Source organism: Tepidimonas fonticaldi, assembly GCF_001675355.1.
Classification (GTDB): Bacteria; Pseudomonadota; Gammaproteobacteria; order Burkholderiales; family Burkholderiaceae_C; genus Tepidimonas; species Tepidimonas fonticaldi.
On sequence record NZ_LZDH01000034.1, the window covers coordinates 19,786 to 43,763 of the forward strand.

The 23,978-nt window shown below is 69.9% G+C and carries 23 protein-coding genes, 2 tRNA genes and 1 pseudogene; 4 read left to right on the forward strand and 22 right to left on the reverse strand.

Features of this window, described 5'->3' with window-relative positions; genetic code table 11:
- Positions 1-6 precede the first annotated feature (6 nt).
- The 9 genes from A9O67_RS03610 to A9O67_RS03650 form a co-directional block, all read right to left on the reverse strand.
- On the reverse strand, positions 7-765 hold the full coding sequence (locus tag A9O67_RS03610; protein ID WP_068607437.1) for an ABC transporter ATP-binding protein: 759 nt from the start codon (positions 763-765) through the stop codon (positions 7-9).
- A 90-nt stretch (positions 766-855) separates the two neighbouring features.
- Positions 856-931 (reverse strand) — tRNA-His (locus tag A9O67_RS03615).
- A 54-nt stretch (positions 932-985) separates the two neighbouring features.
- On the reverse strand, positions 986-2,887 hold the full coding sequence (locus A9O67_RS03620; protein WP_068607439.1) for a SurA N-terminal domain-containing protein: 1,902 nt from the start codon (positions 2,885-2,887) through the stop codon (positions 986-988).
- Between the two features lie 23 nt (positions 2,888-2,910).
- Positions 2,911-2,986: transfer RNA gene (locus A9O67_RS03625), tRNA-Val, on the reverse strand.
- 43 nt (positions 2,987-3,029) lie between these two features.
- Complete coding sequence (locus A9O67_RS03630; protein WP_068607441.1) at positions 3,030-3,305, reverse strand: HU family DNA-binding protein; 276 nt, start codon at positions 3,303-3,305, stop codon at positions 3,030-3,032.
- A gap of 77 nt (positions 3,306-3,382) precedes the next feature.
- The gene (locus tag A9O67_RS03635; protein ID WP_068607442.1) at positions 3,383-4,513 is read right to left on the reverse strand and encodes a tartrate dehydrogenase; all 1,131 of its coding nucleotides are present in this window, start codon (positions 4,511-4,513) and stop codon (positions 3,383-3,385) included.
- 38 nt (positions 4,514-4,551) lie between these two features.
- Positions 4,552-5,445 carry a DMT family transporter gene (locus A9O67_RS03640; RefSeq protein ID WP_068607444.1) on the reverse strand — a complete coding sequence of 298 codons (894 nt, stop codon included), beginning with the start codon at positions 5,443-5,445 and terminating at the stop codon, positions 4,552-4,554.
- Positions 5,442-6,008, reverse strand: coding sequence for a CDP-diacylglycerol--glycerol-3-phosphate 3-phosphatidyltransferase (pgsA, locus tag A9O67_RS03645; protein WP_068607446.1), 567 nt, complete (start codon positions 6,006-6,008; stop codon positions 5,442-5,444). Before pgsA ends, A9O67_RS03640 begins: the two co-directional genes overlap by 4 nt.
- Before the next feature lie 19 nt (positions 6,009-6,027).
- Entirely contained in the window at positions 6,028-8,034 is a 2,007-nt protein-coding gene (locus A9O67_RS03650) for an excinuclease ABC subunit UvrC (protein WP_068607448.1), read from the reverse strand.
- Here A9O67_RS03650 and earP point away from each other — a divergent pair.
- The 3 genes from earP (at position 8,033) to A9O67_RS03665 (ending at position 10,842) form a co-directional block, all read left to right on the forward strand.
- On the forward strand, positions 8,033-9,223 hold the full coding sequence (gene earP, locus A9O67_RS03655) for an elongation factor P maturation arginine rhamnosyltransferase EarP (RefSeq protein ID WP_082955331.1): 1,191 nt from the start codon (positions 8,033-8,035) through the stop codon (positions 9,221-9,223). The two genes, A9O67_RS03650 and earP, sit on opposite strands and share 2 nt — an antisense overlap.
- A gap of 38 nt (positions 9,224-9,261) precedes the next feature.
- A complete protein-coding gene (gene efp, locus A9O67_RS03660) occupies positions 9,262-9,816 on the forward strand; it encodes an elongation factor P (RefSeq protein ID WP_068607450.1) in 555 nt (184 codons plus the stop codon).
- 96 nt (positions 9,817-9,912) lie between these two features.
- Positions 9,913-10,842, forward strand: a complete 930-nt coding sequence (locus A9O67_RS03665) for an LOG family protein (RefSeq protein ID WP_068607452.1) — start codon at positions 9,913-9,915, stop codon at positions 10,840-10,842.
- Between the two features lie 30 nt (positions 10,843-10,872).
- Here the strand turns inward: A9O67_RS03665 and A9O67_RS03670 are convergent, their stop codons facing one another.
- The 12 genes and pseudogenes from A9O67_RS03670 to A9O67_RS03720 all read right to left on the reverse strand — a co-directional run bounded on the left by A9O67_RS03670 (position 10,873) and on the right by A9O67_RS03720 (position 21,987).
- Positions 10,873-11,220: a Na+/H+ antiporter subunit G gene (locus A9O67_RS03670; RefSeq protein WP_068607454.1), complete on the reverse strand. Its 348-nt coding sequence runs from the start codon at positions 11,218-11,220 to the stop codon at positions 10,873-10,875.
- Between the two features lie 13 nt (positions 11,221-11,233).
- Positions 11,234-11,515: a K+/H+ antiporter subunit F gene (locus tag A9O67_RS03675; protein ID WP_082955332.1), complete on the reverse strand. Its 282-nt coding sequence runs from the start codon at positions 11,513-11,515 to the stop codon at positions 11,234-11,236.
- Positions 11,512-12,090: a Na+/H+ antiporter subunit E gene (locus tag A9O67_RS03680; RefSeq protein ID WP_082955333.1), complete on the reverse strand. Its 579-nt coding sequence runs from the start codon at positions 12,088-12,090 to the stop codon at positions 11,512-11,514. The genes A9O67_RS03675 and A9O67_RS03680 overlap by 4 nt, the downstream gene beginning before the upstream one ends.
- Positions 12,087-13,757 (reverse strand): monovalent cation/H+ antiporter subunit D, encoded by a 1,671-nt coding sequence (locus A9O67_RS03685; protein ID WP_068607456.1) that lies wholly within the window; start codon positions 13,755-13,757, stop codon positions 12,087-12,089. Before A9O67_RS03685 ends, A9O67_RS03680 begins: the two co-directional genes overlap by 4 nt.
- Positions 13,757-14,128: a Na+/H+ antiporter subunit C gene (locus A9O67_RS03690; RefSeq protein ID WP_197484428.1), complete on the reverse strand. Its 372-nt coding sequence runs from the start codon at positions 14,126-14,128 to the stop codon at positions 13,757-13,759. Before A9O67_RS03690 ends, A9O67_RS03685 begins: the two co-directional genes overlap by 1 nt.
- A gap of 2 nt (positions 14,129-14,130) precedes the next feature.
- Positions 14,131-16,962 carry a monovalent cation/H+ antiporter subunit A gene (locus A9O67_RS03695; RefSeq protein WP_068607460.1) on the reverse strand — a complete coding sequence of 944 codons (2,832 nt, stop codon included), beginning with the start codon at positions 16,960-16,962 and terminating at the stop codon, positions 14,131-14,133.
- Complete coding sequence (locus A9O67_RS03700; protein WP_068607462.1) at positions 16,950-18,272, reverse strand: proton-conducting transporter transmembrane domain-containing protein; 1,323 nt, start codon at positions 18,270-18,272, stop codon at positions 16,950-16,952. Before A9O67_RS03700 ends, A9O67_RS03695 begins: the two co-directional genes overlap by 13 nt.
- A 52-nt stretch (positions 18,273-18,324) precedes the next feature.
- Positions 18,325-18,603 (reverse strand): annotated as a pseudogene (locus A9O67_RS14030) (hypothetical protein); the annotation flags it as partial.
- Positions 18,604-18,773: 170 nt separating this feature from the next.
- Positions 18,774-19,775 carry a 2-hydroxyacid dehydrogenase gene (locus tag A9O67_RS03705; RefSeq protein WP_068607464.1) on the reverse strand — a complete coding sequence of 334 codons (1,002 nt, stop codon included), beginning with the start codon at positions 19,773-19,775 and terminating at the stop codon, positions 18,774-18,776.
- Between the two features lie 24 nt (positions 19,776-19,799).
- Positions 19,800-20,564 (reverse strand): nitroreductase, encoded by a 765-nt coding sequence (locus A9O67_RS03710; RefSeq protein ID WP_082955336.1) that lies wholly within the window; start codon positions 20,562-20,564, stop codon positions 19,800-19,802.
- Entirely contained in the window at positions 20,561-21,016 is a 456-nt protein-coding gene (locus A9O67_RS03715; protein WP_068607466.1) for an acyl-CoA thioesterase, read from the reverse strand. Before A9O67_RS03715 ends, A9O67_RS03710 begins: the two co-directional genes overlap by 4 nt.
- Positions 21,013-21,987: a histone deacetylase family protein gene (locus A9O67_RS03720; RefSeq protein WP_068607634.1), complete on the reverse strand. Its 975-nt coding sequence runs from the start codon at positions 21,985-21,987 to the stop codon at positions 21,013-21,015. The genes A9O67_RS03715 and A9O67_RS03720 overlap by 4 nt, the downstream gene beginning before the upstream one ends.
- 201 nt (positions 21,988-22,188) lie before the next feature.
- Here A9O67_RS03720 and phaP point away from each other — a divergent pair, with 201 nt between their 5' ends.
- A complete protein-coding gene (gene phaP / locus A9O67_RS03725) occupies positions 22,189-22,767 on the forward strand; it encodes a TIGR01841 family phasin (protein WP_068607468.1) in 579 nt (192 codons plus the stop codon).
- 107 nt (positions 22,768-22,874) lie between these two features.
- Here phaP and A9O67_RS03730 read toward each other — a convergent pair whose 3' ends face one another.
- Positions 22,875-23,894: a patatin-like phospholipase family protein gene (locus A9O67_RS03730; RefSeq protein ID WP_082955338.1), complete on the reverse strand. Its 1,020-nt coding sequence runs from the start codon at positions 23,892-23,894 to the stop codon at positions 22,875-22,877.
- Between the last annotated feature and the right edge of the window lie 84 nt (positions 23,895-23,978).

Sequence of the window (23,978 nt, forward strand, 5' to 3'; positions counted from 1 at the left end):
CCCCGACTACCAGCGCAGGTCGCGCGCCGGCACCTTGTGCGGATTGGGCTGCACGTCCACGATGCACCCGTCCACCAGCCGCAGCACCCGGTCGGCCATCGCGGCGATGGGGGCGTTGTGGGTGATCACCACCGTGGTGGTGCCCACGGATCGGTTGACGGTTTCGATGGCCTCCAGCACGCGCACACCGGTGGCGCAGTCCAGCGCACCCGTGGGCTCGTCGCACAGCAGCACGGCCGGGCGCTTGGCAATCGCGCGGGCGATCGCCACCCGCTGCTGCTCGCCTCCGGACAATTGCGAGACGAAGTGGTCCAGCCGGTGACCCAACCCCACCCGCGCGAGGGCCTCGGCGGGGTCCATGGGATGGGGCACCAGATCCGTCACCAATTGCACGTTCTCCCGCGCGGTCAGGCTGGGGATCAGGTTGTAGAACTGGAAGACGAAGCCGACGTGATCGCGCCGGTAGGCCGTCAGGGCCGCGTCGTCGGCCTGCGCCAGGTCGTGCGCCTGCCCGGCATGGAACCAGGTGGCTTGCCCCGCGGTGGGGGTGTCCAGCCCACCCAGGATGTTGAGCAGCGTCGATTTGCCGCTGCCCGAGGCCCCCAGCAGCACGACGAACTCGCCCTGCCGGATGTCCAGATCCACGCCGCGCAGAGCATGCACCGCGGCCTCGCCGCTGCCATAGACCTTGGACAGTCCGCGCGCGACGAAAACCGCCTTGGGATCGACGTCAGAACAGGGGGATGGAGACGCGGGCAGCTGCATGGTCGATGGTCATCATCTCATGCTGCCCGGTGCGCACGCGGAACGGCTGTCGTTTCACCGCGTGGGCATTTGACGATCGTCAAATGGGGGTGGGGTGGCTGATGGGACTCGAACCCACGACAACCAGAATCACAATCTGGGACTCTACCAACTGAGCTACAGCCACCGCAGAAGCCGACATTATATCGCCGTTTTTTTGGGGGGTTCCCCCTCGCGCCACTCACTTGACCAGGATCTCGGCCTTGTAGCGCTGCCGCAAGGCCCCCAGGTAGGCCTGGGCCTCGCCCTCGCCCCACAGCCGGGCGAGTTCTTGTCGTTCGTTGAGCAGACGCACCGCATCGGGGGCCTCGCGCGGGGGGCCGCGCCGCACGCGCAGCACGGCCGCACCGTCGGCCCCCAGATCGACCACCACCCACGCGGGGGCGTCGCCTTCCAGCCGGGCGCTCATGGCCGCGCGCACGGCCGCCGGCGGCAGGCCCTGGGCGTCCTGGCGCGACACCAGCACCGGCGTGCGCAGTGCCGATGCGGCCGGGGTCTGGGCGGACCATTGGGCCTGGGCGGCACGGGCGGCCTCCAGCGCCGCCGCGCGGGCGCGTTGCTGAACCAGCCGCTGGCGCACCTCGGACGCCACGGCCTCGAACGGCCGCCGCTCGGACGGCCGGTGCGCCAACACGCGCACGGACAGCAACCGGTTGCCGCCCAATTCGATCGCCGCGCTGTTGCGCTTCTGGCCCAGGGCCTCTTCGTTGAAGACGGCGCGCAGCAGAGCGGGCTCGCGCAGCAGCGCATCGGCCGCAGCCCCGACCGGGCCGGTGCGCTCGACCGTCGCCCGGTGCACCGTCAGACCCAGGGCCTGGGCGGCCGGTGCCAGGGTGTCGGACTGTTCGTACACCAGATTGCTGAAGCGCTCCGCGTCCTCGGCAAACCGCCGCTGCGCGAGCTGGCGGCGCACCTCGGCCTCGATGCGGGGGCGGGCCTTCTCGAACGGCTCGGCCTCGGGCTGGCGCACGTCGGTGAGCTGGATGATGTGCAGACCGAACTCGCTCTCCACGATGTCGGAGATCTGCCCCTTCTGCAGCGCAAAGACCGCATCTTCGAAGGGCTTGACCATCGCGCCACGGCCAAACCAATCCAGGTCGCCACCCTTCGCAGCCGAACCCGGGTCTTGCGAGCGGGTGCGGGCCAGCTCGGCAAACCGCTTGGGATCGCGGCGCACCTCGGCCAGAATCTGCTCGGCCTCGGCACGGACACGGGCCTTTTCGTCGGCAGAGGCGCCGGGTGGGAGCAGCAGCAGGATGTGGGACGCGCGACGCTGCTCGGCGCGCGAGGTGTCGGCCACGTTTTGCCGGTAGTAGTCGCGCAGTTCGGCTTCGCTGGGGGTAATGCGCGCGGCGACGGCCTGGGGATCCAGGACCACGTATTCGATGTCCGCCTGCTCGGGCGTGCGGAATTCATCCGCATGTTCGTCGTAGAACGCCTTGAGGTCGGCATCCGACACCTGGATGGCCGACGCGTGATCCGCCGGCCGGAAGAACGCCGGCGCGACTTCGCGCCGCTCGAAAAACGCCTGTGCGGCCCATTCGGCCGAGGCTTTGGGCATGACGGCGCTGTCCGCCACCGCCTGGGTGACCGCGCGGCGCGCGAGGTCGGCACGCACGCCCGCCTCGAACTGCTCGGCCGTCATGCCTTGGGCGCGCAGCAGGTCCTGGTAGCGTTGCACATCCAGGGTGCCATCGGGTTTGCGCAGGCCGGCGATCGTCGGGTCGCGCAGCAGCTCGGCCGCCAGCCGGCGGTCGGTGGCCACCAGCCGCATGTCCTGGGCGGCGCGCGCCAGCACCCGTTCGGTGACCAGACGCTCCAAGGTCGCGCGCCGGCTGTCCTCGCCCTCCAGCAGGGCACGGTCCACCCCGGGCATCGACGCCGCCAGGCGCTCGACCTCGCGCCGGTGGGCGGCGTCCCATTCGGTGCGGGTGATGCGTTCGCCGCCCACCCGGGCCACGGGCTCGGACTGGTCGCGAAACCGGGTGTAGCCCTCGATGCCGAAGAAGACGAACGAGGGGATGATCAACAACATGAGCAGGGCCATGAGCACCTTCATGTTGTTGCGAAAGACGTCGAACATGACCTGCGCGCTTCGGGAAGGGTTGGTGGGTGCTGACGGGATCGAACCGCCGACCTACGCCTTGTAAGGGCGCCGCTCTACCAGCTGAGCTAAGCACCCGATCCGGTGACTGCCAGGACCACGGGGCCGGCAGCCGGAGCGGTCATCCGTTGACGGCGTCTTTGAGCGCCTTGCCCGGACGGAATTTCGGCATTTTAGCCGCAGCGATATCGACCACTTCCCCCGTCTTGGGGTTGCGCCCCTTGCGGGCCGCGCGTTCATCCACCTGGAAGGTGCCAAACCCCACCAGCGTGACGTCGCCGCCGCGGGCCAGCGTGTCCGAGACCGTGGCCAGGAAGGCGTCGAGCGCGCGCGCGGCCTCCTGCTTGGTCAATTCCGCCCGCTCCGCGATGTGATCGATCAGTTGTGCTTTGTTCATGTGCAAGACTCTCTCCAAATCCGGCGGACGCGACGGCCCACCGGCGCGAAAAAGGGGCGTATTCTACCCACGCCGTTTCATGCCCCGGCGCACAGCGCCTCGGCCCGCAGCGCCTCGGCGATGGCGCGGCCGAGGTCGGCGGTGCCGGCGCGCCCGCCCAGGTCCGGCGTGCGCGGCGCGCCGCTGCCGGGCGCCAGCGCCGCCTCGATCGCGCGCACGATGGCGTCGTGCGCGTCGCGGTGGCCAAGGAAGTCCAGCATCAGCGCGCCGGACCAGATCTGCCCGATCGGGTTGGCGATGCCGCGGCCGGCGATGTCCGGCGCCGAGCCATGCACCGGCTCGAACAGCGACGGAAAGCGCCGCTCCGGGTTCAGGTTGGCCGACGGCGCGATGCCGATCGTGCCGGTGCAGGCCGGCGCCAGGTCGCTCAGGATGTCGCCGAACAGGTTGCTGGCCACGACGACGTCGAAGCGGTCGGGCCGCTGCACGAAGTGCGCGGTCAGGATGTCGATGTGGTACTGGTCCACCGCCACGTCCGGGTAGCCCGCCGCCATCGCGCGCACGCGCTCGTCCCAGTACGGCATGGTGATGGCGATGCCGTTGGACTTGGTGGCGCTGGTCAGGCGGCCGCGGCGGCGGCGCGCCCGTTCGAACGCGAAGCGCAGCACGCGGTCCACGCCGTGGCGCGTCATCACCGTCTCCTGCACCACCAGCTCGCGCTCGGTGCCCTCGAACATGCGCCCGCCAATGCTGCAGTACTCGCCCTCGGTGTTCTCGCGCACGATCAGCATGTCGATCTCGCCGGGCGCGTACGGCGTGCCGTCGGCGCGCACCAGCGGCGAGCGCACCCCCGGCATCAGCCGCGCCGGGCGCAGGTTGACATACTGGTCGAACGCGCGGCGAAACTGCAGCAGCGAGCCCCACAGCGAGACGTGGTCGGGAATCTTCTCGGGCCAGCCGACCGCGCCGAAGTAGATCGCGTCGAACCCGCCGAGGAGGTCCTGCCAGTCGGGCGGCAGCATGGCGCCGTGGCGCTCGTAGTACGGCCAGCAGGCGAAGTCGAAGGTCTCGAAGCGCAGGTCGAGGCCGAAGCGGCTGGCCGCGGCCTCCAGCACACGCAGGCCCTCGGGCATGACCTCGGTGCCGATGCCGTCGCCGGGGATGACGGCGATGCGGTGCACCGGGGCGGGGATGGGCGAGGCGGTCATCAAGCGGTCTCCTTGGTCGATGGTCTCGGCGCGACGGTTCAGCGCGGCGGACCGCCGCGCACCACCAGCGCCACGCCCAGGGCAGTCAGCGCCGTGCCGGTCAGCGTCGTGGCGGTGATCGGCTCGCCGAACAGCACCCAGGCGATCAGCGCCGTGCACGGCGGCACCAGGTACATGAGGCTCGCCACCGATGCGGCCGCGCCGCGCTGGATCAGCAGGTACAACAGCGAGCTGCCGCCCAGCGTCAGGCCGAGCACCGACCACGCCATGGCGCCGGCGGACTCCAGGTTCCAGTGCATCGGCTCGCGCTCCAGCCACGCCAGCGGCAGCGTCACCACGAGCGCCGCGGCCAGCTGCACGGTGTTGGCGGTGCGCACGTCGCAGGGGGCCAGAAAGCGCTTCTGGTACAGCGTGCCGGCGGTGATGGACAGCAGCGCCGCCACCGCGAACGCCACGTTCACCGGCGTGGCGCTGTCGCCGGGGCCGCCGTGGCCGAACTTGTGCCAAACCACCAGCACCAGCCCCGCCAAGCCCAGCGTCAGCCCCAGCCACTGGCGCGCCGTCACGCGCCCGCCGGTGGCGGACAGCCACACCGCCGTCAGCACCGGCTGCAGCCCGACGATCAGGGCTGAGAGCCCCGCCCCCATGCCGGCCTTGACGGCCGCCCACACGCCGCCCAGGTAGCCGGCGTGCATCAGCACGCCGGTGACGGCCAGGTGCCCCCATTGCGCCGGCGCGCGCGGCCACGCCACGCGGGCCCACGCGATCCACACGCCGAAGCAGGCGATCGACAGCGCGTAGCGCCACGCCAGGAAGGTCATCGGCGGCGCGTGCGGCATGCCGAAGCGCGCGACGATGAAGCCCGTGCTCCAGATCAGCACGAACACCGCGGGCATGGCGCGGATCCAGGCGGAGTCGTCGGCGGCAGTCATCGGGCGCGGGCGCGAATCTCGGGGACGGCCTTGTTCAGGTAGTACACCATGGACCACACCGTCAGCACCGCGGCGGCCCAGATCAGCACCGTGCCCCACCAGCGCGTGTCGATGCCCATCAGCACCCCGTCGTACAGCAAAAACGGAATGGCCACCATCTGCGTGGCCGTCTTGGCCTTGCCCACCATGTGCACGGCCACGCTGCGCACCGCGCCGATGGTGGCCATCCATTCCCGCAGGGCGGAGATGGCGATCTCGCGCCCGATGATGATGAGCGCGACGAACACATGGACGCGGTCCAGGCTGACCAGCTCCAGCACGCAGGCGCAGACCAAAAACTTGTCCGCCACCGGGTCCAAAAAGGCACCGAAGGCCGACGTTTGGTTGAGCCGCCGCGCCAGATAGCCGTCGGCCCAGTCGGTCAGCGCAAACACCACGAACAGCACCGTGGCCAGGGCGTTTTGCGCCGGCAGCGTCAACCCGGGCCAGTGGAACACCGCGACGATCAGCGGGATCGCGGCGATGCGGGCCCAGGTCAGCAGCGTCGGCAGGTTGAAAAACATGGCGTCCGATTATGCGTCCTTATCCGTGCAGGGCCCGGTAGATGGTCTCGGCCAGTTCGGCGGAAATCCCCTCCACCGCGGCCAAATCCTCCACACTGGCCGCCGCAACCCCCCGCACCCCGCCAAACCGCGCCAGCAGGCGGGCACGCTTCTTGGGCCCGACGCCGGGGATGTCCTCCAGCCGGCTGCCCCCCGTGCGGGCCTTGGCGCGGCGCGCCCGCATGCCGGTGATCGCAAAGCGGTGCGCTTCGTCGCGAATCTGCGCCACCAGCATCAGCGCGGCGGAGTCGGCACCCAGGTAGATCTTCTCCCGCCCGTCGGCAAACACCAGCTCCTCCAGCCCGACCTTGCGGCCCTCGCCCTTTTCCACGCCGACCAAGCGCCCCAGGTCCAGACCCAGGGCGCCAAACACCTCGCGCGCGGCGTTGACCTGGCCCACACCGCCGTCGATGAGCACGACGTCGGGCAGACGGACCTGGGCCTCGCTGCGGGGGCGGGTCGTTCCCTGCGCATCCGACTCCGCCGCAGCCACGCCCGCGTCCCCGCCGGCGTCCGCCAGCGCGGCGGCCAGCTTGCCATAGCGGCGCTGCAGCACCTGGCGCATGGCGGCATAGTCGTCGCCCGGGTTGATGCCCTCGATGGCGTAGCGCCGGTATTGCGAGGGCTGCATCTGGTGGCCCTCGAACACCACGCACGATGCCATGGTCGCCTCGCCCGCGGTGTGCGAGATGTCGAAGCACTCGATGCGCAGGCGCGCCAGGGCCTCGGGCGACTCGGCGGGCAGGCCCAATGCCTCGGCCAGGGCGCGGGTGCGCGCCTGCTGCGAGCCTTCTTCCGCGAGCAGGCGCGCCAGTTGCAAATCGGCGTTTTTCTGCGCCATCTCCAGCCACAGCCGGCGCTGCTCGCGCGGGTGGAACACGGGCCGCAGCCGCACCCCGGTCTGCTCGGACAGGGCCGCCAGCAGCGCCTCGTCCACCGGCGCCCCCAGCACCAGCACGGGCGGGGGCGGCACCTGCGTGTAGTGCTGGGCCAAAAAGGCCTCCAGCACGCGCTGCTCCACCGTGCCCGGCTGGTCCGGATCGGCCAACGCCGCGCCGTCCTCCACATGCGCCGGAAAAGCGGGCCGGTCCCCCAGGTGGCGGCCGCCGCGCACCATCGCCAGGTTGACGCACGCCCGCCCCCCCTGCACCCGGACGGCCAGAATGTCCACGTCCTGGTCGTCCAGACTTTCCATGCTCTGCTGATGCAGCACGCGCGACAGGGCCGCGATCTGGTTGCGCACCTCGGCCGCCTGCTCGAACGCCAGCCGCTCGGCGTGGGCAAACATGCGCGCCTCCAGCTCCGCCAGCACGGCCTGGCTCTCGCCGTTCAGAAAGGCGCTGGCCGCGCGCACATCGGCCGCGTAGTCCGCGGGCGACACCAAGCCCACGCACGGGCCGCTGCAGCGCTTGATCTGGTAGAGCAGGCAGGGCCGGGTCCGGTGCGCAAACACCGTGTCCTCGCAGGTGCGCAGGCGAAACACCTTTTGCAGGAGTTGGATCGTCTCCTTCACCGCCCAGGCGCTGGGATAGGGGCCAAAGTATTGGTGGCGCCGATCCACCGCCCCGCGGTAGTACGACATGCGCGGATAATGGTCGGGGTTGGCGGCGCCTGGGGTGCGCCCTGCCTGGGGCGCATCGGGCACCCAGGTGCTCGCGCTCAGGCGCAGGTAGGGGTAGCTCTTGTCGTCGCGAAACAGAATGTTGTAGCGCGGCTGCTGGGTCTTGATCAGGTTGTTTTCCAGCAGCAGCGCCTCCGCCTCGGAGCGCACCACCGTGGTCTCCAGCCGGGCGATCTTGCCGACCATGTGGCCGATGCGCGTGCCGTCATGGGTTTTCTGGAAGTAGCTGCTGACGCGCTTTTTCAGATCGCGCGCCTTGCCCACGTAGAGCAGCGTGCCGGCCTCGTCGAAATACCGGTACACGCCCGGCAGCGACGGCAAGGCCGCCACCGCGCGCAACAACTCGTCCGAATGCACTGCTGACATGTCCGATCCCGTCTTGCACTCCACCGCGCCGGCCACCGGGGGCCGCGACAGCGCGCACTGTACCGCGCCCGCCGCCCCGCGTTCGCTGAACGCGGCCCCTCCCCCACTGACCTGGGACGTGTTTTGCCATGTCATCGACAACTGGGGCGATGTGGGCGTCTGCTGGCGCCTGTGCCAGCAACTCGCCACGGCGGGTCAGCGGGTGCGGCTGTGGATCGACGACGCCGCCGCGCTGGACTGGATGGCCCCCGGCGCGCGCGCCGGGCACGTGCCCGGTGTGCAGATCCACCCGTGGCCGCGCGGCCGGGCTGACTGCCCGCCCCCGTCCCTGCCCCCGGCAGACGTGCTGGTGGAGGCCTTTGGGTGCCATGTGCCCGACGCCTGGGTGGCGGCGCTGCTGCCGCCCGTGGGCCGCGACGGACGGCCCACCGTCTGGCTGAATCTGGAGTACCTCAGCGCCGAACCGTGGGTCGCGCGCAGCCACGGCCTGCCCTCGCCCGTGCTCAGTGGCCCCTTGGCGGGGCGCACCAAGTGGTTTTTCTTCCCCGGCTTCACGCCCGACACCGGCGGACTGCTGCGCGAGGCGGACCTGGCGCAACACCAAGCCCGCTTCGACGCCCAGACCTGGCGCGCGGCACTCGGACCCCATGCTGGCCCCTGGGTCAGCCTGTTTTGCTACGAGCCGGGCGCCCTGCCCCGGCTGGTCGTCCAGCCCGCCTTGGCCACCGCACAATGGCTGGTCGCGGCCGGTCGCAGCGCCGCGGCCTGGGCCGCCCTGGCACCGCCCCTGCCGAGCCGCGCCGCCGCGCGCGTACTCGAGAACGTGCCGCAGCCCGGTTTCGACGAACGCCTGTGGGCGTGCGACCTCAACCTGGTGCGCGGGGAGGACTCCCTGGTGCGCGCCCTGTGGGCCGGTCGCGCATTCCTGTGGCAGCTCTACCCGCAGGACGATGGCGCCCACCACGACAAGCTGGAGGCCTTTCTGGCCTGGCTGGACGCCCCGGCGGACTGGCAGGCCTGGCTGCGGGCGTGGAACGGCGTCCCGGGGGTCGACCCCCCCGCGCTGACGACCGAGCGCCTGGCCCAGTGGCAGGCCGCCGCCCGCGCCGCCCGCGACCGCCTGTGGACGCAGGACGACCTGTTGACGCGGCTGCTGGCCTTCGTGTACGGCCGCCGCGGTACAATGTGAGGCTGATCAGTCGAATCACGCCCCCCGCCAGAGGTACCATGAAACTCGCCCAAGAAATCCGCGCCGGCAACGTGATCATGCAGGGCAAGGACCCGATGATCGTCCTCAAAACCGAATACCAGCGCGGCGGCCGCGGCGCCGCCACCGTGCGCATGAAGCTCAAGGCGCTGCTGAACAACAGCGCGACCGAGGTCGTCTTCAAGGCCGACGACAAGATCGACAACATCATTCTCGACAAGAAGGAGTGCACCTACTCCTACTTCGCCGACCCGATGTACGTCTGGATGGACACCGAGTACAACCAGTACGAGGTCGAGGCCGAGAACATGGGCGACGCGCTCAACTACCTGGAGGACGGCATGGCCGCCGAGGTGGTGTTCTACGAGGGCAAGGCCATCTCGGTGGAACTGCCGACGTCGCTGGTGCGCGAAGTCACCTGGACCGAGCCGGCCGTCAAGGGCGACACCTCGGGCAAGGTGCTCAAACCCGCCAAGATCGCCACCGGCTTCGAGGTCATGGTGCCGATCTTCGTCGAGCAAGGCGACAAGATCGAAATCGACACGCGCACCGGTGAATACCGCAAGCGCGTCTGATACCGCCAAGCCGACCGGGCGCCGGAATTTGCCGGCGCCTGCGGAATCCAACAGGCCCCATCCGGGGCCTTTTTCACGCCTGGAGCACCCGCGATCATGCACGACGACGCCACCGCCCCCACGCATCCGGACCACATCCACGACCTGCAAACCCGTCGGCTGGCCGATGCCATCGTCGAGATGCACCTGCTGTCCGAAGACGGCACCCGCCCGCCGCCCGACGCCTACCGGCTGGCATTCGCCGACCCGGAGTTCCTGCTGCGGCGCGAGACACGCGGCATCCGCTTCCAGCTCGAGTTGCTCAAGCCCGATCTGGCGCAAGCCGACGCCGGCATCGAAAACACCATCGTCGTATTTGGCAGCGCCCGCTTTCGCGAACCGGCCGAGGCCGATGCCGCGTGGCACCGGGCGCAGGCCAGTGGTGATACTGAAGCGATCCGCCGCGCCGAGGCGCTGCGGCGCAACGCCCACTTTTACGACGAGGCGCGGCGCTTTGCCCAACTGGTGGCGGCCTACAGCCAATCCTGCCCCAAGGTGGATCAGCTCTACATCGTCACGGGCGGGGGGCCCGGCATCATGGAAGCGGCCAACCGCGGCGCGCACGACCTCGGAGCGCCCAGCGTCGGGCTCAACATCCTGCTGCCGCACGAACAAGCCCCCAACCCCTACATCAGCCGGGAGCTGTGCTTCAAGTTCCACTACTTTGCGCTGCGCAAGATGCACTTTTTGATGCGCGCGAAGGCGCTGGTGGCCTTCCCCGGCGGCTTCGGCACGCTGGATGAGCTGTTCGAGGTGCTGACCCTGGTGCAGACCCGCAAGGCCAAGCCGGTACCGGTGTTCCTGTACGGCAGCGCGTACTGGAAGCGCCTGATCGACTTCGACGCCATGGTCGACGAGGGCGTCATCTCGCCCGAGGACCTGGATCTGTTCACCTATGTGGACACGCCCGAGGCGGCCTGGGAGGGCATTCGCCACTTCTATGGCCTGCCCGAGGCCTGCCCGGTGGACGGCACTCCCGCCGCTTGAGCGGGACGGCTCGCGCGGGACGCCCCTGCGTCAGCGGTCTGCCGCGCGGCGCTCCGGCACGGCGTCGCGCGGGACGGGCGCCTGGGATGCCAGGCGCATGTGCAGCGCAGCCTGGGCCATCAGGTTGGCGGACACCGGCGCCGTCACGAACACGAACAGCGTGATCAGCAGCTCCGCGATGCCGGGCCGGCCATGCGCCAGCGTCACCAGCATGGACGCGATCAACACCCCGCCCACGCCCAGCGTGGAGGCTTTGGTGGGGGCATGCAGCCGCATGTAGAAATCGGGAAAGCGGATCAACCCGATCGCCCCGACGAGCAGAAAAAACGACGCAACCAGGATCAGCACCGCGGCCAGGTTTTCCAGTACGACGCTCACGTTCGGCCCCTTCTCACTCGATCACGTCACCGCGGGTGACATAGCGCGCCAGCGCCACGGTCGAGACGAACCCCAGCATGGCCACGATCAGCGCCGCCTCGAACAGCAGCTCGGTGTCGAAGCGGATGTCGAGCAGGATGATCAAAGCGACCATCCCCATGTAGAGGGTGTCGAGCGCCAGGATACGGTCGGGCAGCTCGGGCCCGCGCAGCAGGCGCCAACTGCACAGCAGCACCGACAGCGCCACGACGACGATACCGATGTTGAGTGCCCACAGCAGCAATGGACTGCTCATGCCTGCCCTCCCGTGCGCACACCGTGCGGGCTGTCGAGATCGACCTGAAAAATCCGCATCAGCGGGGCCTCGTAGCGGGCCTTCATGTCGGCCACCATCGTCTGCGGATCGTCGCAATTGAGGGCGTGGACCAGGATTTCGCGCCGCTCTTCGTCGATGGTCATGGACACGGTCCCCGGTGTGGTGGTGATGATGCTGGCAAACAGCGCATTGACGCGCGGGTGGTCGGTGGCCAACGGCACGCGCAACCACGCAGGGCGCGGCCGCTGCATCGACCCGAGCGTCAGCCGGGCCACCGTGATATTGGACACCACGATGTCCCACAACACCACGAGCAGCAGGCGCACCACCGTGGGCCAGTGCAGGCGGCTCGCATCGCCCAGAAAGGGGGCGAGCAGGCGCGGCACGCCCCAAGCGAGCGCCAGCGCCGACAGCAGATGCACCAGCGCCAGGCTGTGGGACAGCATCAGCCACGTCACGCCGAGCTGCAGCGACAGCACCGGATGGGGAAACAGCACCCGCCAGCCGGTGGGCGGCGTGCCGGGGCGGGTCGGCTCACGGGGGATGGCGCTCATGGCCGGCTCTCCTGTGCATCGGTCGGCGGTACCGCCGGGCTGCTCGGCGCGGCCGGGCGGCGTCCGTCGTAGGGCCGCGTGGTGGGCACGCCCACGCCGCCCTGGCGGGCCAGGACGGCGCTGGCATAGCGGGCCTTGTCGGTCAACTGCTGGGCCAGGGCGTCGGTGTAGTCCTTGATGGGCGCGGCCCAAACGGCCATGGCCACGGTCACGGCCATGAAGGCCCACGGGGCGGCCAGCAAGCGGGCGCTGGTGCCCGACGCCTGTGGTGCCACCGCGGGCTGCACATGCCAGAACATGACGACACCGGCGCGGGCCAGCCCCAACAGGGTCAGAAAGCCCACCCCGATCAGCACGCTCCACACCCAGGGCTGCGCGGGCAGTCCCGCGGTGCTTTGCAGCAGCATCACCTTGCCCAAAAACCCGGGCAGCGGCGGCAGCCCCGCCGCCGACGCTGCGCCAAACAGCATCATGACGCCGAGCAGCACGGGCTCGCGCACCGCGGGGGCCGGCTGCAGCCGGTCGTGCATGGCCCCGCGCTGCGCCGCGGCCAGTTCCACGAACAAAAACAGCCCGGCGATCACGACGGTGCTGTGCAGCAGGTAGTACATCGCCGCGGACAAGGTCTCCGGCGTGAACAGGGCCACCCCCGCAACGATCGTGCCCACCGAGGACACGGTCAGGTACGCGACCAGCCGCCCCAGGGTGTGGGCCGCCAACGCGCCCAACACCCCAAGGACACTCGTCAACAGCGCCACGGGCAGCAACCAGGGCTGTACCGTCAGCGACGCGGCCCCGGCATCGACCCCAAAAATCACCCAATGGACGCGCACGATGCTGTAGACACCCACCTTGGTCATGATGGCGAACAGCGCCGCCACGGGGGCACTGGCCGCGGCGTAGGTCCCCGGCAGCCAGAAGTACAGCGGCACGAGCGCCGCCTTCAGGCCAAACACCACCAGCAGGATCAGCGCGGCAGACTGTGCCAGCCGCAGCGATGCGCCGTCCAGCCGCGCCACGTGCAGGGCGGCGTCGGCCATGTTGAGCGTGCCGGTGACCGAGTAGAACATGGACAACCCGATCAAAAACAGCGCCGATGCCGTCAGGTTGAGCACCACATAGTGCACCCCCATGCGCAAGCGCTCGCGCCCCAGGCCGTGCAGCATCAGCACGTAGGACGCGATCAGCAGCACCTCGAAAAAGACGAACAGGTTGAACAGGTCGCCCGTGAGGAACGCCCCGCTGAGCCCCATGAGCTGCAAATGGAAGATGGCGTGGAAATGCCGGCCGCGCGTGTCCCACCCCCCGCAGGCGTACCACAGCACCGGGACCGCCACCAGGTAGGTCAGCAGCACCATCAGCGCCGACAGGCGGTCCAGCACCAGCACGATGCCAAACGGCGCCGGCCACTCGCCCAGTTCATAGACGGTCAGCTCGCCCCCACTGGCCCGGCCCACCAGGGCCACGGCCAGGGCCAACCCCAGCAGGGCCGACGCCAGGCTGAGGCGCCGCCGCCAAGCGGCCCGCCCGCCTTCGTGCCCGCCCCCTTGCGCGGACATCCCATCGTGATCGCCCAACAACAGCAGGGCCATCCCGGTGAAGGACGGCAGCAGCACCGACAGCACCGGGGCGTGCTGCTCCCAAAAACCCAGCAACGCCGCCCCCATCACGCCGCCCCTCCGTCACGCGCGCCCGGCGCCGCCCCGCGGCTGCCGCCCGGCTCGGCCCCGTCCACATGGTCGCTGCCCCCCTCGTGGTGGCTGCGCAGCGCCAGCTCCACGATGAAGCCGGTGGTGGCAAAGCCGATCACGATCGCCGTCAGCACCAGCGCCTGGGGCAGCGGATCCGCCACGGGCTCGTTGCCGACGAGGATGGGATGCGCATCGGTCCACAGCCGTCCCATGACGAAGATGAACACATTGACCGCGTAGCTGATCAGCGACAGACCCAGCACCACCGGGAAGGTCCGCCCGCGCAGCAGCAGGTAGATGCCGCAGGCGGCCACCAGACCTATGCCCGTGGCCACGAGAAACTCCATGCTCATGGGTGACGTCCTCCGCGGGGTGGGGTGGACGGAGGCGCCTCCACACTGGCCGCCCCCAGAACCGATATGGTCAACAGCGTGGCGCCCACCACCGTCGCATACACCCCCAGGTCGAACAGGGCGGCGCTGGCCAGCGGCAGCTCACCGAGCAGGGGCACCTGCGGATGGCCATGCGCACTGGTGAGGAACGGCCGCCCAAACACAAACGCCCCGGCACCGGTCAGCCCCGCGATGGTTAGCCCCGAGCCGATCCAGCGCACGAACCGCCGCCCGCCCCCGGTGCGCAGCAGCGCCTCGGCGCGGTCCTGGCCCATCGCCATGGATTGCAGCACCAGCGCCACGGCGGTCACCAGCCCGGCGATGAAGCCCCCACCCGGCATGTTGTGGCCGCGCATGAAGATGTAGATCGCCACGACCATCGCCACCGGCAGCACCACCGACGCCGCCACCCGCAGCAGCAGCGGATGCTGCGCGAAGGTCCAGCGCCGGCCCTGCGCATCGACGATCGGGCGGTGGGTGCGCATCCCTTCCATGAGCGCCAGCACCCCGATCGCCGCGATGGCCAGCACCGTGATCTCGCCAAAGGTGTCGTAACCGCGGAAATCGACCAGGATCACGTTCACGACGTTGGCGCCCCCTCCCATGGGCAGCGACTGCTCGAGGAAATACCAGGCAATCGAGGCGTGATCGCGCGTCAGCATCACCCACGCGATCCAGGCGATCCCCGCGCCCCCCGCCAGCGCCAGCGCGGCGTCGCGCAGCCGGCGATTGCTCGACGATTCGCGCGGGGAGTGCTGGGGCAGCAGCGCCAGCCCCATCAGCAGCAGCACCGTCGAGACCAGATCCACCGACAACTGCGTCAGCGCCAGATCGGGCGCCGACAACCCCACGAACACCAGCGAGGTCGCCAACCCCACCACCCCCACCAGCACCACGGCCTGAAAGCGGTGGTGGTGCGTCATCACCAGCGTCACGCAGGTGGCCGCCAGCAGCAGCCAGACCACGACGGCCAGCGGGTTGGCCGGCAACAGCTCGCGCCCGCCGGTGCCGATGTGTTCCCCCATCAGCGGGGCCGCGGCCACGACGATGGCGGCGCCCAGCATCCACGCCACATAGCGCTGCAGCGAACCGTTTTCCAGCGCCACGGACACGCGCCCGGCCAGGGCAAACGTCGCATCGACCGCCGACTCGAAGATCTGCCGCCCCGTCAAAGTCCCAAACCAGGCTTCGGATTGGATGCGGTGCAGGCGCCGGCCCCGGGCCAGCCGGGCGTAGAACAGCCCGCCGCCCACCAATGCCACGACGCTCATGAGCAGCGGCAGATTGGCGCCATGCCAGATCGCGAGGTGATAGTCCGGCAACTCGCGCCCGACCATGGCCGTCGCCGCCACATGCACCAGGGGCCCGAAGGTCGCGGCCGGCAACACCCCGACCGCCAGACAGGCCACCACCAGCAGGATGACCGGCAGCTTCATACCCAACGGCGGCTCGTGGGGATGGCGGTTGGGCACCTCGCCCAGCGGACCGTTGAAGAACGTGTCGTGCACGAAGCGCAGCGAATACGCCACGCTGCAGATGCCCGCGATCGTCACCGCCGCCGGCAGCCATACCCCTGCCGCTGAGGCACCCGCCACGGCTTCGGCAAAGAACATCTCTTTGGACAAAAAGCCGTTGGTCAGCGGCACCCCGGCCATGGAGGCCGCTGCGACCAGGGACAGCGTCGCCGTCCAGGGCATGAACGCCCACAGCCCGCCCAACTGCCGCATGTCGCGCGAATGCGTCTCGTGGTCCACGATGCCGGCCACCATGAACAGCGACGCCTTGAACGTGGCGTGGTTGAGGACGTGAAACACCGCGGCCACGGCGGCCAGCGGCGACCCGAGGCCAACCAGACAGGTCACCAGCCCCAGGTGGCTGACCGTGGAGTAGGCCAGCAAGCCCTTCAGATCGTGCTTGAAGATGGCGATGATGGCGGCAAACACCAAGGTCGCCAACCCCGCCGCGGTGACGATGCCCTCGAACCAGCCTGAGCCGCCAAGCACGGGGTACATGCGCATGAGCAGGAACACGCCGGCCTTGACCATCGTGGCCGAGTGCAGGTAGGCCGACACCGGCGTCGGCGCGGCCATGGCGTCGGGCAGCCAGAAATGGAACGGAAACTGCGCGCTCTTGGTGAACGCCCCCAGCAGGATCAGCAGCAGCGCCGGCACGAACAGCGGGTCCGCCTGGATCTCGGCCGCGCGGCCGGTCATTTCGCTCAGCTCGAAGGTGCCGGCGATCCAGCCCAGCATCACCAAACCCGCCAGCATGGCCAGCCCGCCGCCGCCGGTCACGGCCAGGGCCTGGCGCGCGCCGCTGCGAGCCTCGGGCCGGTGGCTCCAGTACCCCACCAGCAGGAAGGACGACACGCTGGTCAGCTCCCAAAAGACGACCAGCAGCAGCAGGTTGTCCGACAGCACCACGCCCAGCATCGCGGCCATGAAGAGCATCATCACCGCGTAGAACTTGGCCGCCGAATCCTCGGGCGACAGGTAGTAGCTCGCGTACAGAATGATCAACAGCCCGATGACCGTGATCAGGCCCGCGAACAGGAACGACAGGCCATCGAGCCGCAAGCCGATGTTCAGCCCGATGTCATTCACCCAGGGGTGGAATTCGTACACCCCCGCACCGCTCCAAACGGCCGACGCGTGCAGGGCCAGCAAGGCCAGACTGCAGGCGGTGACGGTCGCGGCGGCCACCACCGTCCAGCGGCGCGAACGGCCGCCCAGCCACCCTGTCAAAGTGGTGCCCACGAGCAAGGGCAATAAGACGATCAACAGCAGCACGGCAATCGGTCTGGCATGGGACAGGCGCGCACGGCGCCCGATCCGCCGCAGGGCGGGACGGGTTGAAAACCACCGATTGTAGGGAAGCGCGCCGGGGGCGTTTTCGGCGCGGCGATCAGCCGCGGCCGGGGGGGAAGCGACCCGGGTGCTGCGGGCCCCGCATCACTGCCGACCACCGGGGCGCGGGCAGCGTCGGCCTCCTGCCCGGCTTCGCGCACCGCGGCACGGGCCAGAAGGTTGGAGGCAACGGGCAGCGTCGCCAGCAAAAAACCGATGATCAGCAGCAGGCGCCAGGTCCACGACGACTCCGCCACCGCAAACGCTGCACCCGCGCACACCAGCGCCACCGCCAACGTGCCCGCCTTGGTCGCGGCATGCTGGCGCGACAAGGCATCGGGCAGGGCGACGACGCCCCAGGCGGCGATCACCAGCAGAACCGCCCCGCCCCCCAGCAGCACGGTGCCCAAGGCGGCCGTCAATACCGCGAGCATCGCCACCCCGTAGCCCGGCAGGCGCCCGTGCTGCAGCCAGCGGATCGCGGCCACCGCCGCCACCGCCACGGCGATGGCGCCAAACACGGTGTTGGCCGCCCGCGCGAACGCGAACACCTCATCCCCTCCCTTGGCAGCCAGGATCACGTCCTTGGCGATGTAGCCAAACGACATGGGCATGCCCGCCATGGACGCCCCGGCCAGCAGCGCGGCGGCGGCCGTCCACGGCATGGCATGGCGCAGATTGCCCAGCCGGTCGATGACCCGCGTGCCCGTGCCGTGGTCGATGTTGCCCGCCACGAAGAACAGGGGCGCCTTGTACAGCGCGTGCGCCAGCAGCAGCGCCCCCACGGCGACCGTGGCGCCCTCGCCGCGCAGCCCCACCAGCGTCACCAGCGTCGCCACGGTGGACCACGCCAAGATGCGCTTGAGGTCGCGCTCCCGCAGCGCCAGCACCATGCCCCACGCCGCGGTGAGCGACCCGGCTGCCTTCAGCGCCCACTTCCACAACGTCCATTCGCCAAACCCCGGGTCGAAGCGGGCCAGCAGATACACCCCCAGCGTGACCATCGTGGCCGAATGCAGGTACGCCGACACCGGCGTCGGGGCCGACATGGCGTTGGGCAGCCAGAAATGGAATGGAAACTGCGCGCTCTTGGTAAACGTGCCGACCAGCATCAACACCAGCGCCGCGGTCAGGGTCGGGAATGCGGGCATCTGCGGCAGTTGCGCGACGATGGTGCTGATGCTCGTGGTGCCCATCGCCTGGCCGAGCAGGATGAAGCCCGCGAGCAGCGCCAGACCGCCGGTTCCCGTCACCAGCAATCGCCGCCATGAAGAGGGACAGCAGCCCGTACAGCCGCCCTTGCTGAGGGTGACCGGCCAGATAGCCGCCGGCATAGACGAACACGGCCGTGCCCACGCCCGTGATCATCAGCAGCATCAGCGCCGACAGCCCGTCGATGTAGAAGGCGAGCTCGATCCCCGCGCTCGGCACCCAGGCCCAGCGGGCCTGGATCGGCAAATCGTAGTGGCTCAGCAGCCCCAGCACCCAGGCCAGCGCCGCCACCGGCAGCAGGGTGAACGCCACCCGCGCAGCGAGGCCGAGGCCGGCATCCGGTGCGTGCGGGGTGTGGTGGGCGTGGGCCATGGTCGGTGGGTGGCTATCGATCCGCCAGGCCCCGCCTCCTCAAGGATCCTGCGCGGTGCCGTGCTCGAACGACGGATTCCGCACCGGCGGGAGAGTTCCCGCGCGCAGGGCCGGCCCGCGTGCCCGCACGGCCACCCCCACCCTGCCCTGCGCCCGCGCCGCAGTCCGATTCACGGGCGCGGCTCCCGGGGATGGTTCACCGGTGTCAAGGCGCGGCCTTCGGTCAAGTAGGCGATCAGGTTGTCCACCGCCAGATCGACCATGGCCCGGCGCGTGCGCACGGTGGCGCTGGCGATGTGGGGCGTGAGCACCACATTGGGCACTTCCAGCAGCCCGGGGTGGACGGCCGGCTCGCCCTCGAACACGTCCAACCCCGCGGCGGCGATGCGCCGGTCGCGCAGGGCTTGGGCCAGCGCGGCATCGTCCACGATACCGCCGCGCGCCAGGTTGACCAGCACGGCGGTGGGCTTCATGCGCGCCAGTTCCGCCGCGCCGATGATGTGGTGGTTTTGCGGCGTGTAGGGCAGCACCAGCACCACGTGGTCCGACTCGCGCAGCAGGGTGTCCTTGTCCACCCAGGTCGCACGGCAGTCGGCCTCGATGGCCGCATCGAGCCGGCTGCGGTTGTGGTAGAGCACCCGCATGCCAAAGCCATGCGCGCCGCGCCGGGCAATCGCTTGGCCGATGCGGCCCATGCCCAGGATGCCCAGCGTGGTGCCGTGCACCTCGGCCCCGGCGAACAGGTCGTAGGACCAGCGCGTCCAGCGGCCGGCGCGCAGGTAGTGCTCGCTCTCGGTCACCCGGCGCGCGGCTGCCAGCAGCAACGCAAAACCAAAGTCGGCCGTGGTCTCGGTCAGCACGTCGGGGGTGTTGGTGCCGACCACGCCGTGGGCGTCCATCGCGGCGACGTCGAAGTTGTTGTAGCCCACCGTCATGTTGGCTGCGATGCGCAGCGTGGGGCAGGCGCGCAGCAGCGCGTCGTCGATGCGCTGCGTGCCGGTCAGCAAAGCCCCGGCCTTGCCTTGCAGGCGGCGGATCAGCTCCTCGGCGGACCAGTCTTCGTCGGCCTCGTTGGCTTCGACGTCGAAGTGCGCGCGCAGACGCTGCACCGCCTCGGGGAACACGGCGCGCGCCACCAGGACCGACGGCCGACGGACGGCGGAATCATGCATGGGCCACTCCCAGCGGTAAACGGGTCATTCCAGCCACGTCACGAAGCGCTCGATCGGTTCGCGCGGGGTGACGAAGCGGTTGACCGTCGCCTCGGGGTCGGCGTAGCCGAGCGACAGGCCGCACACCAGCATCTCCTGCTCGGACGCACCGATGTGCGGCAGGATGATGCGCGCATAGTGGTTCCACGCCGCCTGGGGGCAGGTGTCCAGGCCGTGGGCGCGCGCCGCCACCATCAGGTTTTGCAAAAACATCCCCGTATCCAGCAGCGAGCCGCGCCCCATCACGGTATCGATGGTCACCATCAACCCCACCGGCGCGTCAAAGAAGCGGAAGTTGCGCTGGTGCTGGGCATGCATCTTGTCCTTGTCGCCCTTGCCGATGCCCAGCAGCCCGTACAGGCCCCAGCCGTTCTCGCGCCGGCGGTCGATGTAGGGACTCACCCACTGGCTGGGGTAGTAGTCGTAGGCCTCCTGGTACTCCGCCGCCAGCGCCGGGTTGGCGCGGATGGCATCGTGGGCGGCGCACACTTTGTCCACCAGCGTGTCGCGCGCCTGCCCCTGCAGGACGTACACCTTCCAGGGCTGGGTGTTGGTGCCCGACGGCGCACGCGCCGCCACCCGCAGCAGCCGCTCGATCAGGGGCCGGGGCACCGGCCGCGGCAAAAAGGCGCGCACCGAGCGGCGACCGACGATGGCCGCTTCGACCTGCGCCGGATCCAGCGGCTGGGCCCAGGCGCGCAGCGGATCCAGGTCCGCCTCGGCGCCGGCGATGGGCTCGGGTGCGTTCATGTCAGGGCCTCCAGGGTGCGTTGCAGGGCAGCGGGCAGCGCGGCGACCGGCCGCCGGCTGTCGCGATCGACATAGACGTGGACGAAGTGGCCGCGCGCGGCGCAGGTCTGCGCCCCCGCGGCGAAGATGCCCACTTCGTAGCGCACGCTGGAGCGGCCGATGTGGGCGACGCGCAAGCCGGCCTCGACCGGCTGCGGAAAGGCCAGCGGCGCGAAGTAGTGGCACTGCGTCTCGACCACCAGGCCGATGACGTCACCACCGTGGATGTCCAACGCCCCCTGCTCGATCAGGTGGGCATTGACGGCGGTGTCGAACCAGCTGTAGTACACGACGTTGTTGACATGCCCGTAGATGTCGTTGTCCATCCAGCGCGTGCCGATCGGGTGAAAGGCGCGAAAGTGCGTCCTGGGCAAGGGCTGCGGGCGCTGGGGCGCGGGCGCGGCGGGGCTCACGGCGGGGGTCTCCTCGGTGGTTCTGCCGCCGATTCTGCCACCGCCCGCCAGCGTCGCCAGTACGACAGCGCCACCGCATAGGTGGTGCGCTGCACGCGCACCGTGGTGGCGATGTCGCGGCCGTAGCCGCCCGCCATGGTCATGGCCACGGGCAGGCGCCGCTGCCACGCCCAGTCGAATACGCGCCGATCGCGCGCCTCCATCCCATCGTCGGTGAGGCGCAACCGCCCCAGGCGGTCGCCCTCGTGGGGGTCGGCGCCCGCCAGGTAGATCACGAAGTCCGGCTCAAAGCGCCGCTCCAGCTCGCGCAGCGCCCACTCCAGCGCCTGCAGGTACTCGGCATCGCCACAGCCGTCGGGCAACTCCACGTCGCAGTCGCTCGGCTCCTTGCGGAAGGGGAAGTTGCGCGCCCCGTGCAGCGACAGCGTGAACACCGACGGGTCGTCGCGAAAGATGCTGGCCGTTCCATTGCCCTGGTGGACGTCCAGGTCGACGATCGCCACCCGCAAGGGCCGGACGCGTGCCGACGCCCCGCGACGGGCCCATTCGGCCTGCATCAGGCGCGCCGCCACCGCGGCGTCGTTGAAGACGCAAAACCCACCCCCTTTGTGGGCGTAGGCGTGGTGAGTGCCCCCGGCGATGTTGGCGGCCACGCCCTCGCCCGCCAGCGCCACCCGGCTGGCCTGGATGGTGGCGCCGACCGAGCGGCGCGCCCGCTCGGCCATCGCCGGGCTCCAGGGAAAGCCGATCTCCCGCTGCAGCGCCGGGGCGAGCGTCCCGTGGGTGATGGCGTCGATGTAGGCGGGTGTGTGGGCCAGCGCCAGCTCGCCGTCGCTGGCCGGCTCGGCCTGCTGCAGGCGAATGTCCGGCTCGCCGGCCAGGGCGTCGCGCAACAGGGCGTACTTGGCCATGGGGAAGCGGTGGCCCGGGGGCAGCGGCAGCACGAATTGGGTCGCGTAAAACACCTGCATGGCCGCAGTGTGCCAGCGCGGCGCCACGCCCGCCGGCCGGCGCCCTATGCCCCGCATATGCCGTCCTGACGCCCTCCGTCCCACCGCGCACCCGGCACAAATGCTGCGGCGCAACATGGCTTGCAAAATTCAACGGCGTCCGTATAATGAAAGCCATGCTGCAGCGCAGCAAATTCACCACCACGACCAGCGGAGGACGACATGCTGACCCCTGAACAACTGGCCGCCGCCCACAAGGCCAACATCGAAATGCTGTTCGGCCTCACCCGCAAGGCCTTCGAAGGCGTGGAAAAGCTGGTCGAACTCAACCTGCAGGCCACCAAGGCGGCGCTGCGCGACTCTGCGGACAACACCCAGGCCCTGCTGTCGGTCAAAGACGCGCAAGAACTTTTGCAACGTCAGGCCGCCCTGCTGCAGCCGCTGGCCGAAAAGGCCGTCAACTACAGCCGCCAGCTCTACGACATTGCGGCCACGACGGGCAGCGCCTTTGCCCAGGCGGCCGAGCAAAACGCGGCCGACGTTCAGCACAAAGCCATGGCCGTGATGGACAACGTCGCCAAGAACGCTCCGGCCGGCACCGAAGCCGCGGTGGAGGCCATGCGCAACGCCGTCAATGCCGCCACCTCGGCCATGGAAACCGTCCAGCAGGCCGTCAAGCAGGCCGCAGAGCTGGCCGAAGCCAATTTCCACCAGGCGGTGGCCCAGGCGCAGCAAAACCTGCCGTCCGCCGCCGCCCAGGCCCCCAAAACCGCCACCCGGACGCGCCGCAACGCAGGTTGACGGGCGACCCTTTCGCTTCGAGTTGTCTCCTCGGGTCTCTTCGAAATCAGATTCAGGGACCCTTACCAGCCCCGCTTCGGCGGGGCTTTTTTTCGGCGTGGGGCCGTTCAGCGCGCGGCCTGCGGGCCCGCGAGCAGCGGCCGGCGCAGGGCCAGCAGCTGCTCGCGCAGGCGCGGCAACCCCGCCTGCATGGCGGCGCGCCCCGCTGCGATGCTGCGCTCGCGCGAGGCGAAGTCCGCGCTGCCGATGCCGTCCAGCCGGGGGCGGATCACGACGTCCGCACTGCCGAGGACATAACGGTTGATCGTCTGGCCCATGATGGTGAACGTTTGCAGCAGCACCCGCACCGGGTCGGTCTGGCCCAGCGGCTCGGCGGGGCTGGAGATGTCCACCGCAATCACCAGCTCGGCCCCCATCTCGCGCGCCTGCTCGACCGGCACCGGCGCCACCAGGCCGCCATCCACATAGGTCCGCCCCGCGATCGGCACCGGCGAAAACACCCCCGGCACCGCGCTGGAGGCCCGCACGGCGGTCCCCGTGTCCCCGCGGCGAAACAGCACCGGCTGACCGGTGGCCAGATCGGTGGCCAAAATGCCCAGTGGCAAGGGCATGGCCTCGATCAGCCGCCCCTGGACCATGCGGTTGACATAGCGCGCCAGCGCCTCGCCGCGCAACAGCCCCCGGTTGAAGATCGGCACGGTCCAGTCCGCAATCGTCGCTTCTTCCATCTCCAGCGCCGCGCGCTCCAGCGCCGCACCCGACAGTCCATGGGCATACAGGGCCGCCACCAGACTGCCGGCGGATGTACCGACCACCAGATCGGGGCGCACGCCCTCGCGCTCCAGCACCTGGATGACGCCGATGTGGGCAAAACCGCGCGCCGCCCCACCGCCCAGAGCCAGCCCCACCCGCGGCGGCCGCGTCGGCGGCGGCGTGGGTGGGGCGGGCGGCGCAGCCGGGGGCACCGCGGGAACCGGCGGGGACTCGGGCTCGCGGGGCGGCACCGCACATCCCGCCAGGGCCCACGCGGCCACCGCCGCCGCCCCGCCGCCCAGCCATCGGCGACGGGCAAGGTCGGGCGTTTGGGCCCATGGTCGGTTCGTCTTCCGATTCAATCGTTCAAACATAACGATAATGATTCTCGTTTGTGATAATATGCATCCCGTAGCGCATCCTTTCCCTCACCCCCATTCGCCACACCGATTCCGGTC